12 protein-coding genes are annotated in these 13459 nt (G+C 64.8%); 9 read left to right on the top strand and 3 right to left on the bottom strand.

The window, feature by feature from the left end; all coding sequences use genetic code 11:
• Positions 1-6: 6 nt before the first annotated feature.
• Positions 7-783 (bottom strand): pyrroline-5-carboxylate reductase family protein, encoded by a 777-nt coding sequence (locus tag AC1DIO_RS21125; RefSeq protein ID WP_441507411.1) that lies wholly within the window; start codon positions 781-783, stop codon positions 7-9.
• Positions 784-908: 125 nt separating this feature from the next.
• Here AC1DIO_RS21125 and AC1DIO_RS21120 point away from each other — a divergent pair, with 125 nt between their 5' ends.
• From AC1DIO_RS21120 to AC1DIO_RS21080, 9 genes are all read left to right on the top strand, one after another.
• The gene (locus tag AC1DIO_RS21120) at positions 909-1676 is read left to right on the top strand and encodes a GntR family transcriptional regulator (protein WP_441507410.1); all 768 of its coding nucleotides are present in this window, start codon (positions 909-911) and stop codon (positions 1674-1676) included.
• A 375-nt stretch (positions 1677-2051) separates the two neighbouring features.
• Positions 2052-2903 carry a VOC family protein gene (locus tag AC1DIO_RS21115; RefSeq protein ID WP_441492758.1) on the top strand — a complete coding sequence of 284 codons (852 nt, stop codon included), beginning with the start codon at positions 2052-2054 and terminating at the stop codon, positions 2901-2903.
• A 49-nt stretch (positions 2904-2952) separates the two neighbouring features.
• On the top strand, positions 2953-4557 hold the full coding sequence (locus AC1DIO_RS21110; RefSeq protein WP_441492759.1) for an ABC transporter substrate-binding protein: 1605 nt from the start codon (positions 2953-2955) through the stop codon (positions 4555-4557).
• Positions 4558-4585: 28 nt separating this feature from the next.
• Positions 4586-5566, top strand: coding sequence for an ABC transporter permease (locus tag AC1DIO_RS21105; protein ID WP_441492760.1), 981 nt, complete (start codon positions 4586-4588; stop codon positions 5564-5566).
• 2 nt (positions 5567-5568) lie between these two features.
• On the top strand, positions 5569-6399 hold the full coding sequence (locus AC1DIO_RS21100) for an ABC transporter permease (RefSeq protein ID WP_441492761.1): 831 nt from the start codon (positions 5569-5571) through the stop codon (positions 6397-6399).
• Complete coding sequence (locus tag AC1DIO_RS21095) at positions 6396-8012, top strand: ABC transporter ATP-binding protein (RefSeq protein ID WP_441492762.1); 1617 nt, start codon at positions 6396-6398, stop codon at positions 8010-8012. The genes AC1DIO_RS21100 and AC1DIO_RS21095 overlap by 4 nt, the downstream gene beginning before the upstream one ends.
• A complete protein-coding gene (locus tag AC1DIO_RS21090; protein ID WP_441492763.1) occupies positions 8009-8521 on the top strand; it encodes a cupin domain-containing protein in 513 nt (170 codons plus the stop codon). Before AC1DIO_RS21095 ends, AC1DIO_RS21090 begins: the two co-directional genes overlap by 4 nt.
• Before the next feature lie 20 nt (positions 8522-8541).
• On the top strand, positions 8542-9336 hold the full coding sequence (locus AC1DIO_RS21085) for an aspartate dehydrogenase (protein ID WP_441492764.1): 795 nt from the start codon (positions 8542-8544) through the stop codon (positions 9334-9336).
• Positions 9337-9372: 36 nt separating this feature from the next.
• A complete protein-coding gene (locus AC1DIO_RS21080) occupies positions 9373-11202 on the top strand; it encodes a cobalamin-dependent protein (protein WP_441507409.1) in 1830 nt (609 codons plus the stop codon).
• Between the two features lie 57 nt (positions 11203-11259).
• Here the strand turns inward: AC1DIO_RS21080 and AC1DIO_RS21075 are convergent, their stop codons facing one another.
• Together AC1DIO_RS21075 and AC1DIO_RS21070 are read right to left on the bottom strand one after the other, a co-directional pair.
• On the bottom strand, positions 11260-11712 hold the full coding sequence (locus AC1DIO_RS21075) for a DUF1810 domain-containing protein (protein WP_441507408.1): 453 nt from the start codon (positions 11710-11712) through the stop codon (positions 11260-11262).
• Positions 11713-11787: 75 nt separating this feature from the next.
• Positions 11788-12891: an NAD(P)/FAD-dependent oxidoreductase gene (locus tag AC1DIO_RS21070; protein WP_441507407.1), complete on the bottom strand. Its 1104-nt coding sequence runs from the start codon at positions 12889-12891 to the stop codon at positions 11788-11790.
• Between the last annotated feature and the right edge of the window lie 568 nt (positions 12892-13459).

Raw genomic sequence — 13459 nt, 5'->3', positions numbered from 1 at the left:
GGGGGCTCAGGGGCGCCTGCCCGGCCTCCCGTCAGTGAGCTTGGCAAGAACGGCGTCGCAGGCCGCGGTCCAGCCTTCTTTGGCGCCGTGCTCGGACAGCACCGTAAGGCCGCGCTCCGTGATCCCGCCTGGCGTCGCGAGATTCGCAATCAGCGTTTCGACCGGCTCCGGCCGTTCGGCAATCATCCGGCCAGCCGCCACGAAGGTCGTCGCGGCAAGTTCGCGGGCTGCCTCAGGGCTCATGCCATGAGCGACGGACCAGTCGCGACCGAGGCCGATGAGGCTCTGAGCCCAGCCATAGATGGCGGCGCTGACCGTTGCGGTCTCGAACTGGGCTTCATTCTCAAGGACAATGACGGGGCCGAGCCGTGCGAGCAGCGCCTGGACTTCGGGAAAACTCGGGAACGCCGTTGTCGGGCTCGCGCCGAGAGATGCGGCTGTGAGCGGCATGATCCGCATGACGCGGGCAGGGGCGGCGGCTCTTTCCAAATGCGCAATGGGCACGCCCGCGCAGGCCGAAACCAGGATATGCTCCGGGCGCCATGGCAGATGGCAGATAGCTGCAATGGCATCGGCCGGCCGCGTCGCGAGAAAGATGATGTCCGCACCGGATATGAGCGTGGAATTGCACTCGGCCAGCTCAAGCTCATGGCGTTCGGCCAGTTTCGGTCCCTGACCGCGCGGCGACAGGGCGAGGTGGGGAACCGTCTGCTGGTCGCGCAAGAGGCCTTCAATCATCGCCTCGGCCAGATGGCCGACTCCGAGAAATGCGATCCGTGTCATGATGATCCMAAGAAGAAGCTGCCGGCCGGATTCGGAGGGCGCTGGTTGATTTTTTCCGGTTGCGCGATTTGAAGCTTGCACTGACCGCTTCTTGGTGATGCGAGAGCGGGGAAACGTCGTCGACAATGAGAGACGGAATGCCGAAGACCGCGAAGGCCCCGACCGTCAAGGCAGCCCCACCGCGTCGGGCGGCGGACAGCGCAGAACGCGCCTATCGCGCGATTCGGCAGCAGCTCGTCGAATTCAAGATGCGGCCGGAGGAGCGCATCAACGAGGTTCATCTGGCGCAGATGCTGGAGCTGTCGCGCACGCCGGTCCGAGAAGCGCTGAACAGGCTGGCCAGCGAGGGGTTTGTCGTCTTCACGCCCAACAGGGGCTTTTACTTCCGCGGCCTCGATATCGACGATCTCGTCGATCTGTTCGAGATGCGCTCCATCATTGAAACCGGCGCGTTCGCTCTTGCGTGCGAGCGCGTCGATCAGGCTGGGATCGAGCGCCTTCAGGCGTTCTGGGAGGATGCGCGTCGGCGCTACGCCAACAACGATCCCGACGAGATCCTCGAACTGGACGAAGCCTTTCATGTCCATGTCGCCGAGCTTGCCGGCAATCCCGAGGTCGTGCGCCAGCTTATCGGCGTCAACGCCCGAATCCGGTTTATCCGACGAGTCCAGATCGAAAACGGCCCGCAACACTCGAGTCTCGTCGGGGATCATTCGCGGATCGTCCAGGCGCTTGCTGAGCGCGACGCCGCAAAGGGCATTGAGATTCTGCGCGCACATATTTCGCTGACTTTCGCCGAGGCGCGCAGTGTTCTCAAGGATGCGCTTCTGAAGATTTTCGTGCCGGAAGAGTCGGGGTCGGTACGGCGCCGGGCACGCGTTCCGCGGAACTGACATCCCGATCCGCCTACGGGATATGAGGACGTGGCGAGACCCGCTGCGTCTCTGACGCGCATTTCCTTCCGCCGCGCGTTTGCGCGCGCGCTCACTCGGCCGGCAAATGTCAGCCGGCGAGGCGGGACTGCGTGCAGGTAATGCCCGCCTGCCAAACCAGCTGCTGACATCGCGATCGTTCTTATTCCCTATGCCCCGCGATTCGGGGTGCTGGATGCGGGGCCTCGCATGGCCTGCCCACCCTTGCGCCACGCGCGTTCTCATCTTTGTGCAACGGCCAGAAATCGAAGTTTCAAAAGTGCCTGTACAACTGCATGCACTTATGACACGGTCACTGGTGTCAGGGGAAGCGGCTCCGCGCAAAACGGTAGTGAGATGCTCGATCACGTACTCGGCCTGGACCATATCGTTGTTGCCGTGAGCGAACTCTCGGCATCGGCCGAACGTTGGCGCGCGCTGGGGTTTTCGGTGTCGCCGCGTGGTCTCCACAGCGACTATCTCGGCACCGCCAATCACACGATCATGTTCGAGGACGACTACGTCGAACTGCTCGGCGTGCTTGCCCCGACGGACTTCAATCGGCCGACCCGCGACTTCCTCGCCGCGGGAGCGGGGCTGGAACGCCTCGCGATGCGGACTGACGATGCGCAGGCGGCGCTCGATACGCTCAAGAGAGGCGGCATTTCGGCGACTGGGCCGTTCGAATTCCGTCGGCCAGTCGAACTGGGCAGCGGCGGCGTGGGAGAGGCGGGGTTTCGCATCTTCCAATGGCCGCTCGAGCCAGCGCCTGCCGGTGTGCGCCTCTTCGCCTGCCAGCATCTGACGCGCGAGACCGTCTGGCTGCCTGATCTCGTCAGCCATGCCAATGGTGCCCGCGCCCTGAGCCGCATCGAGATCGTGGCTGAGGATCCGCCGGCTGCCGCGGCGCTCTGCGCGCAAATGCTCGGCCTCACATTCGCGCGGGGCGAGGACGGTGGTTTCTGCGTCGCTATGCGCCCGCGGGGGGCGGATCTCGTCTTCATGGATGCGCCGAGTTTCGACAGGCGTTGGCAGGTCGGCGCGCAGGCTCAAGGCACAGGCTGCGGAATTGTCCTCGACGTCGCGGCTGGCACGACCGCCGAGCCATTCGCCGAATGGAGCATAGCCGGCGAATGGCCGCTGCATTGCGCCTCCGTCGAAGGGGCTCTGATTGGCTGGGAAGCCGGAAGGCGGTCCGCGCGGCCTTGATCGATCGCCTGACGCCAGCAGGCCTGAATTCACAATAATGGAGGGGAACATGACTGCATCAACATTTACGCGTCGTCAGATGCTCGCATCGGCCGGTGCGGCGGCGCTGCTAGCGGGCTCGCCGATCGGAGCGTTCGCCCAGGAGCCGCGGCGGGGCGGTACCGTGACCGTGCACATGCCGCAGGAGCAGCGCATCCTGAACCCCGCATTGCGGGCCTCGACCGGTGTCTATGTCATCGCCTCCAAGATCATGGAGCCGCTGGTCGACCTGAACGAGAAGGGCGAACTCGAGCCCATGTTGGCGACGAGCTGGGAAGGTTCGCCGGACGGCAAGACCATCACGATCAAGCTGCGCGAGGGCGTGAAGTGGCACGACGGCAAGCCCTTCACCTCCGCTGACGTGCAGTACACGGCGATGGAGCTGTGGAAGAAGCACCTGAACTACGGCACGGCGCTGCACTCCGCCCTGGAGGCGGTCGATACGCCGGACGCGCATACGGCGATCTTCCGCTACAACCGTCCGATGCCGATGGACCTGTTCATGGGCGCCGCGCCCGACCTGGGCTACATCGCGCCCAAGCACATCTACGAAGGCACCAACATCCTCGACAACCCGGCGAACGTCGCGCCGATCGGAACAGGCCCGTTCAAGTTCGCGCAGTATGAGCGCGGCCAGTATGTCATCGCCGAGCGCAACCCCGATTACTGGCGCAAGGGTTACCCCTATCTCGACAAGATCATCTGGCGCTTCATCACCGACAAGGCCGCGGCGACTGCCGCGATCGAGGCCGGCCAGGTCCATATGAGCAACTATTCMTCGCTGCCGCTGGCCGACATCGATCGGCTGGGCAAGGACGCCCGCTTCGAGGTCTCCTCGCGCGGCAACGAGCGCCAGCCCTTCCAGAACACGATCGAATTCAACCTGCGTCGCAAGGAACTCGCCGATGTCCGGGTCCGCCGTGCCATCGTACACGCGGTCGACACCGATTTCTTCATCGAGAACTTCCTGTACGGCAACGGCAAGCGGGCGCACGGGCCGATTCCGTCCGTCTCGACCAATTTCTACAAGGCGGGAGCGCCCGACTATCCGTTCGACGTCAAGAAGGCCAACGCCCTGCTCGACGAGGCTGGCTTCAAGCGCGGCTCCGACGGCACGCGCTTCTCGCTCAAGATGCTGAGCCCGCCCTTCGGCGAGGACATCCCGCTCTGGTCGACCTTCATCCAGCAGTCGCTGCAGCAGGTCGGCATCAAGGTCGAGCTTCAGCGTCCCGATGCGGCGACCTATCTCACGGCCGTCTATCGCGACTGGAATTATGATCTCTCGACCGGCTGGCACATCTATCGCGCCGATCCGGCGATCAGCACCATGGTCTGGTACCGCTCGGGCAGCCCGAAGGGCACCGCGTTCACCAACCAGTGGGGCTGGGAAGATCCCAAGGCCGACAAGATGATGGACGATGCCGCCTTCGAGATCGATCCGGCCAAGCGCAAGGCCGCCTATCCCGAGATCGTCAAGCTGCTGAACACCGAGCTCCCGCTCTGGATGGCGACAGAACGCCAGTTCATCTCGGTCACCAGCAAGAAGCTCAAGAACCACCACAACAATCCGCGCTGGCCTTCGAGCCACTGGGCGGATCTCTGGATCGAATCCTGATCCTGGCGCGCCCCAGAAAAGTACGGCCATGCACATTCTCAAACTGGCCGGACGACGCCTGATGAGCAGCGTTCCGACGCTGCTCATCCTGCTCGCCGGATTATTCGTGCTGCTTCAGTTCGCGCCCGGCGACACGGTTGATGCATTGATGGCGCAGATGGGCGGTGGCGACCCTGCCACTGCGGCAGAGTTGCGTCGCTTCTATGGGCTGGAAGGCAGCGCGGCTGTCCGCTTGCTGGACTATCTCTGGCGGCTCGTCCGTCTGGATCTCGGATTCTCCGCGATCTACAACAAGCCCGTCGCCACCGTTATCCTGGAGCGGCTGCCGGCAACGCTCCTGCTGATGTTCTCGGCGCTGAGCTTCGCCTTCTTTGCCGGCATGCTGCTTGGCATCGTCTCGGCACAGCGCGTGAACGGCTGGGCCGATACGCTGATTTCGCTGCTCGGCCTCATCTTCTATGCCACGCCGTCCTTCTGGCTCGGGCTGATGAGCATCGTCGTCTTCTCGATCTGGCTGGCCTGGCTCCCGCCCGGTGGCTTTCAGGAAATCGGTGCCGGGCTGACGGGCATTTGGCTGGTGCTCGATATCGCACGGCATCTGGTCCAGCCGACGATCACGCTCTCCCTGATCTTCCTCGCCATCTATCTGCGCATCATGCGCGCCTCGATGCTCGAGGTCTCGACGCTGGATTTCGTGCGAACCGCCCGGGCAAAGGGCCTGAGGCAGAGCGAGATCGTCCGGCGGCATGTCCTGCGGAACGCTCTCTTGCCGATGGTCACGCTGATCGGCCTGCAAGCCGGCACGATGCTGGGTGGTTCGGTCGTCATCGAAAGCGTGTTCTCGCTCCCCGGCATCGGGCGGCTCGCATACGAATCCGTAGTTCAGCGCGATCTCAACACGCTGCTCGGGATCGTCTTTGTCTCTGCCATCATGGTCATTTGCGTGAACTTCGTCGTCGATCTCATCTATGCGCGCCTTGATCCGCGGATCACGGCCGGGGCGTCCTGATCATGAAGGCGCTCCGATATTTCCTGTTCAGCCCCGCTGCCGTGCTTGGCCTGCTCCTGCTCATCGGCATCGTCGGCCTCGCCATCTTTGCCGACCTGCTCTACCCGCGCGATCCACTGGGGCTTGCCGGTCGGCCGCTGCAATGGCCTTCGCTCGGCGGTCGCTTCCTGCTGGGAACGGACGCGTCGGGCCGCGACATCGCGGCACAGATCGCCCACGGCGCCCGCACCACATTGCTGATGGGCATCGTCTCGACCTTGATTGCGATTGCAATCGGCATCGTCGTCGGTGCGATCGCCGGCTTCTATGGCGGCATGACGGATGACGCGTTGATGCGCATGACGGAGGCCTTCCAGACGCTTCCGAACTTCATCCTGCTGCTTGTGCTCGTGGTGGTGGTGGGCTCGAACATGACGGCGGTAACGATTGCGATCGGCATCGTGTCCTGGCCGGCGGTGGCGCGCCTGACGCGCGCCGAGTTCCTGACCCTGCGCAATCGCGAGTTCGTCCAGGCCTGCCGGACGCTCGGCCTGACCAATCGCTGGATCATCTTCCGCGAGGTTCTGCCCAACGCGCTGGCGCCGATCATCGTCTATGGCAGCGTCGTGATGGCGACGGCGATCCTCCTCGAAAGCGCGCTCGCCTTCCTCGACCTGTCCGATCCGAACATTGCCTCCTGGGGCAATCTGATCGGCCAGGGCCGCAAGGTGTTGCGCAGCGAGTGGTACGTCTCCGCGATTCCCGGCGTGGCGATCCTGCTGACGATCCTGTCCGTCTCCCTTGTCGGACAGGGGCTCAACGATGCGCTGAACCCGAGGCTCCGCGGCCGATGACCCCTCTCGTTCGTATCGAAGATCTATCCATCGCCCTGCCCGGAGGGGCCGACCGGCCTTATGCGGTCGAGAAGCTCTCGCTGACCCTCACGCCGGGCGAGATCGTCTGCGTGGTCGGGGAAAGCGGTTCCGGCAAGTCGATGACCGCGTCGGCGCTGATGGGGCTGCTTCCCACCAGCCTGCCGGTGCGGGGCGGCAGGATCATGCTCGGCGAGCGGAACATTCTCGGCCTCTCCGAGGACGAGCTGCGTGCGATCCGCGGTCCCGAGATCGGCATGATCTTCCAGGAGCCGATGACGGCCCTGAACCCCCTGCGCACCGCGGGCGACCAGATCGCGGAGATGTTCCGGGCTCACACCAAGCTGTCGAAGCAGGAGATCCGGGAGCGCGCGCTGAAGCTGCTGGACGAGGTCGGCATTCCCGAGCCGGCTTCGGCCTACCGGGCCTATCCCCATGAGTTGTCGGGAGGGCAGCGCCAGCGCGTGATGATCGCCATGGCGCTGGCTCTGGAACCCAAGATCCTGATCGCGGACGAGCCGACCACTGCCCTCGATGTCACCATCCAGGCGCAGATCCTGACGCTGATCAGGGACATCCAGCGGCGGACCGGCATGGCGGTTCTGTTCATTACCCATGACTTCGGCGTCGTCGCGGAGATCGCCGACCGGGTGATGGTGATGCAGCATGGTCGCGTCGTCGAAAGCGGAACAGTCCGCGAGGTGCTCGACAACCCCAAGGCCGACTATACGCGCGCGCTGATCGCAGCGGTTCCGAGCATCACACCGCCGCCGCCGCGGGTGTTGCCGGATAGGACGATCGCAACGGTGCGCGATCTGTCCAAGACCTATCGGACGGGTGGCGGTTGGTTCGACCGGCAGCGCCGCGTGACCTACGCAGTGAAGGCGGTCGATATCGATCTGCCGAGCCGGGCTACTTTGGGCATCGTCGGCGAAAGCGGTTCGGGCAAGTCGACTCTGGCGCGCTGCATCGTACGCCTGCTCGATCCCGATCAGGGAGCGATCGAACTCGACGGCGTCGATTTCGGCAAGCTTCGCGGCGAGACGCTGCGCCGCCAGCGTCATCTCGTCCAGATGGTGTTTCAGGATCCCTACGCTTCGCTCAATCCGCGGCGCACGGCCGGGGACCTGGTCTCCCAGGGGCTGATCGCCCGCGGCGTCAAGCAGGACAAGGCCTTGGCCAAAGCCAAGGAGCTGTTCTCGCTGGTGGGGCTTGATCCCAGCGCCACCGACCGTTTGCCGCATCAGTTTTCGGGCGGGCAGCGGCAGCGCATCGGGCTCGCCCGAGCGCTTGCGCTCGAGCCAAAGATCCTGGTCGCCGACGAGGCGGTTTCGGCGCTGGATGTCTCGGTCCAGGCGCAGGTGCTGCAGCTGCTCGTCGAACTGCGCGATCGGCTCTCCCTGTCGATGATCTTCATCACGCACGACCTGCGCGTCGCGGCCCAGATCTGCGATCGGATCGCGATCATGCAGCGCGGCGAGGTGGTCGAACACGGCGTCACGGCCGAGATCTTCGCTGCTCCCAAGCATCCTTATACGCAGAAGTTGCTTTCCGCCGTCCCGGGAAGAGCCAACGGAATGGAGATGACCCCATGACCGAAATTCACGAACCCGGCGAGACATTCGTTATCCAGCCCGGCCAGGCGACGAGCTATTGGCAGCCGGTTCCGGCCAACGGCCATATCGAGGTGGTCGTCGACCCCGCGCGGGTGCGGATGGATCACCCATTGGCTCTGGGAACCCAGACCGTGCCGCCCGGTGGCTATGTCCGTGAACACAGCCACGATCGACACGAGGAGGTGATTTATTTCATCAAGGGCAAGGGGCGTGCCGTGCTCGACGGCAAGGACGTTCCGCTTCAACCCGGCACCGCGATCTTCGTCGGCAAGAGCCGTCGGCATATGTTCATCAACGAGGGGACCGAGGACCTGCACTGGGTCTGGTTGATCGTGCCGAATGGCCTCGAGGATTTCTTCCGTCTGATCGGCCGTTCGCGGGTCGCGGGCGAGGCGGCGCCGGCCAATTTCCCCCGACCGGACAACGTTCTCGAAATCGAGCGCCAGACCGTGTTCGCCGTGCCGCCGACCGACCAGCGCAACCCCTGATCTGTCGCAATGGGACTGCCATGAGCAGGAAGCGAATAGGGTTGATCGGCTTCGGCACGATCGCGCGCGAGGTGCATGCGCGCCTCCAACAGTCGGCGGACTTTCACTTCACCGTGCTGTTGCGGCCGGATTCTCCGAGTTGCGCCACGGTGCCGGTGGGCGTCGAGGTCGCCACGACGGTGCCGGAACTGATTGCCAGCCGACCCGACCTCGTTGTCGAGGCGGCCGGGCATGCCGCCGTCGTGGAGGCCTTGCCGGATGTTCTGGCCGCTGGCCTCCCGGTCATTGCGGCTTCGACGGGCGCCCTTGCCGATACTGATTTCCTGGCTCGCCTGACCGGGATCGCGGCACGGAGCGGGGCGCGGCTCATCCTGCCATCCGGGGCTGTCGGGGGGCTCGACTATCTCGCGGCGCTACGCGAAGCCGACGATGCCCGGATTCGCTACACCTCGCGCAAGCCACCGGCCGCGTGGGCGGCCGAGCTGGCGCAGGCCGGGCTTAGCGAGCGGTCGCTCGTCGCCGAGATCGTGCTCTATGAAGGCAGCGCGGAGGAAGCGGCGCGGCTCTATCCCAGGAACCTGAATGTCGGGCTCACCATTGCGCTCGCAGCGCGTGCCGCACGGGTGACGACGCGGATCGTCTCCGATCCCGCTGCCAGGGGAAATATTCACGAGATCGAGGCGGAGAGCTCGCTCGGCTCGGCCTATCTGCGCTTCACCAACTTGCCCTCCGCCGGCAACCCAAAGACCTCGGCGATCACGGCCTCCAGTCTGGTCGCCGCGATCCGACGCCAGTTCGACATCGTGGCCATCTGACGCGGGAATTCAGGAGCGCATGGCCGGGAGGATTTCATGACCAACACGGTGTTGCCGCCTCTCGCGGATCTCGTTCCCGGCGCGCTTCGGCCGGGCGCCGAGCTGCTTGCAGAGGGCGCGGTCATGGCGCGCACCTGGCAGGTGGGCCGCAATCTTTTCCTCGATACGATGGGCGTTCCTTCCGAGGCGGCTTACAAGCGCAGGACTGCCGTTCAGGGGCGCATCATGCAGCACGCCCATATCGGCTTTCGCAGCGTCGACAGAACGCTGGACGCAATCCGGACCGTGCATGAAAGCTGCGCCCGGCTCGGCACGGTGGTCGATCGCTTCGGCATCACCCTGGACTGGTCGATGGGGTACCCGCTCGCGCAGCGCTCCCAGCGTCCGCGCGGCACCGGCATCGTCCTCGACGGGCCCGAGGATTTTTCGCGGATCACCGGCATCGTGCCGGCCGCGGCGCATTTCGGCGACTTCATGCTGGGCTTGCCCGGAGCCGTGGAGAATACCCGGGCMGCGCTGGCAGCCGGGGTCACCACTGTCGGGAATCTCGGCCAATATTTCACGTTCCGCCTCCCCGATTGGGACGACGATGTCGCCACCACCGAGGCCACGGTGACGGCGCTTGGGTTGATCGCTGCTCAACCCGTCGAGGTGTTGGTTCATTCGAACCTCGACGACGGCTTTGCCGGTTTGTTCGCCGATATGAGTTCGGCGCTCGGCATGGTGCTGATCGAGAAATATATCGTCGATGAGTTGATCGGCGCCAAAGTCTCGCATTGCTACGGACACCATTTCACGGCCCCGCTCATGCGGCTCGCCTTCCATCATGCCTTGATGCAGGTGTCGGACACGCCGGGAAGCATGATTTTCGGCAACACGGTGAGTTACAGATCCACGCCGGCCGGCAATTTCGCAAGTCTGGCGAGCTACCTCCAGGCCGATATCTGGTCGCTGCAGCGCCGGGCGAGTGGGCACGCGATCAATCCGGTCCCGGTGACCGAGAACGAGCGGATACCCGATACCGACGAAATCATCGATGCGCAGGTTTTCGCAGCCCGGATGGTCGAGCACGCGTCCGCCAATCTCGGCCTGATCGACCTGGCTTTGGTCGACGGGATGGCCGCAAGCCTCGTCGATGGCGGCCGGGCCTTTGCCGGCAAGGTCTTGACGGGCCTGCGGGAAGCCGGAATCGACACGCGCGATCCTGCCGCACTCATGTTGGCCCTGCGCCGAATCGGCCCGAAACGCCTAGAGGCGCTGTATGGCGCGGGGGCAGCCGACCGTGCGGCATGGGGCGGGCGGCGGGCCATTGTGCTTGCCGAATGGGTCGAGGAGCTCCAGCACGCCACTGAATCCTGGGTGGCGAAGGTTCCGGTCAGTGCCCGTCGTCTGATCGAAGCGAGTGGTCTCAAGGTCTGTGTGGCCAGCAGCGATGTCCATGAGCACGGCAAGAATCTGATCGAGCACCTGCTCACGAGCCTGGGGGTTGAGGCGGTCGATGGCGGTACATCGGTCGACCCCGATGATCTTGTCGAGATTGCGCTGGCACGGGGATGCGATGTCATCGCCATCAGCACATATAACGGCATCGCCCTTCGGTTCGCGAGCGAGGTACTGGGCGCTCTCGAGCGGGCCGGCCGGTCCATCCCGGTCTGCATCGGCGGCCGGCTGAATCAGATTCCCGACGACTCGAACTCGGGCTTGCCGGTCGATGTGACCCGCGAGATTTCAGTGCTCGGCGCCCTCCCATGTGAGACACCGGAGCGAATGGTCCTCGAGCTTGAAGCCTTGGCCCTCGCGAAGCGTGGCGATCTCCGGTCGGGGAGTGGGCCCGGCCGGCCGGTTGCCGCGAGCACAGGGCAATGACAATCCGCTTCCAGGGGTAGCTTCACGGCCCCTGGTGAGCGATCTGCCGCTTGCGGACTATGGGCGCATTTCGCCGGACGGGGGCTGCCCGATCAGGTCGAGCGTGCGCGGATCCGGTTCGCCGCCAAAATAGCGCTGCAGGCCCTGCCGGAAGATAGTGTCGCCGCTAGCCGCGGCTAGCGTAAACAGGGTCAAGCTCGAGCGAAGCTTCTTGTCGTCGGGCGAGCCGAAGATGGTGTGGGCTGAGTGGCCCTCGAGCTCCAGGATGGCGGCGGTGCACGCGACGAGGCGGGGGCCGAGAATGGGATGGGCGAGATAGGCACGCGCTTCCGCCAGCGACGCCAGGCCGTAGCGTTCCGCCGTCGGCGAAAGGCCAAGACCGCGCAGCTGCGGAAAGACGAACCACATCCAGTGGGTCCGCTTCCGGCCTGCTCGCAGCTCGGCAAGCGCGGTTTCGAAGATCGGCTCCTGGGCGGTAACGAAGCGCTGAAGGTCGTGAACCTCCGTCACGGCTTGCCCTCCCATCATTCGGCGCGACGAGCACACGGCTGGACGGTTCTCCGGGGGCCGCCGCGGATTCCCATTCTATGTGAAGAAGCGCGCGGGGCGGAAATCGGCAAGCTCCTGCCGTTCAATGCCAGTGAGGATCTCGTCCGCGGCCATGGCCCCGAGCGCCGGCGAGAGCGTCGCGCCGCTATGCGTGACCATCAGATAATAGCCGTCGAGGCCAGGCACGGGCCCGATGGCCGAGAGGCCATCCCTGGGAATGGGGCGCTGGGTGACGCGCGTGGCCTCGGGTTGGATCGGCGCAATGCCGGGAAGGATCCTGGTCAGCCGTTCGATCACGACCGCAGCCTGCGCCATGCCGGGATGCTCGCTGACCTCGGGCGTCACCTGCGCGTCGGCCGGTCCCCAATGCACCATCAGCCTTCCGGCGCCATCCGGTCGGAAATCGCAAAGCGGCGAGGAGACCACGCGCTGGATCGAAGCCGGCACAGGCGGTGTAAAGACCAGGAAACCGACCGTGGGCTCCAGCGGGACATTGGGAGCGGACGTGCCGATCGTGTCATTGGACCAGCGCCCGGTGCAGTTCACCACCAGGTCTGCATGAAATATCTCGCCGGTTTCGCAGCGTACGCCCTTGACCTTGCCGCCTTCGACGAGGAGGGCCCTTACCCGCGTCTGGGTCTTCAGCTCAGCGCCGAGCCGGCATGCCGCGCTCATCATGGCGTGGGCGTAGACGACCGGGTCGAGCCAGCCATCATTCGGGTACCAGGCGATGGGCGCATCACCGATCGCCGCGGGATCGATATCCGGCTCGAGTTCGAGCAGTTGCTTGCGGTCGATCCATTCGGCCGCGTAGCGCCAGTCCTGCAGGCGTGAAACCTTGGTGCGCTGACCGTCGCGCTCGGCTTCCGCCTTCCATTCGACGCGACCGCCGCCGTGCCACCAGGGTGTTGCGCCAAACTCCTCCTTCAATGCTGCGTGCGCCTTCATGCCGGCGACGTTCAGGTCATGATAGCTGCGAGGCTCCTTGTTGCAGGAGTTGGTCCAGGCGAAGCTGATGCCGGACGTACCGCCGCCAACCCGTGTCGCCTCGAGCACGGTGACGCGCGCGCCCGCGAGGGCGAGGCGATAGGCGACGGAGGTTCCGAGGACTCCGGCGCCGACCACGATGATCTCAGGCATAGTATTCTCCGGCATGGTGTGAACCCGCTCTTGATCCGGTCCCGTTCGCGCGCCGGCTTGTTGCCGGCGGGCGTCCTGGACTGCCGCGAGCGGATGCGAGGCAGACCTGGGAATGTGCAGAGCGCCGCGTTCGGCGTCCAGGCCGGCAGCGCAGACCCTCGGGCGTGTCGTGGGAATGGCCGGTCGCTGTCAGTGATGGCCCCCAAGGACGGTGCACGTGCCAAGGACTTTCGCTGCCGTCGATGGCGGCGTCTCGCGCCTCGGAATGGAGCAGATGCGGGCCCCGGGGAGTGGATAACTCAGCAAGGCATTGCGATCATTGGCTTTATTCCAGCGTTCCCGACGGCGGATTGCCAAAATATGAGGCCCTGTCATCGAACTGTCGGAAAAGTTTTGTTTTGGCGTTGACAGGTCGAGAGGGTGGGGCCTATAACGCAGCCATCGAGACGGCGCCGCCGCTGGCGGGGCCGCTCTACTGCGCTTCATGAGAGCTTCGGGCCTTGTAGCCGAGAGATCGGTTGGCCTGCTTGTCTTTGTTAGACGCCCCGCTGTTTGAAAACTGAAGACA

It is taken from the genome of Allobosea sp. 05T439, assembly GCF_056396005.1.
The sequence above is the reverse complement of the archived record's forward strand: the minus strand, read 5'-3'. Positions and strand labels throughout refer to the sequence as shown.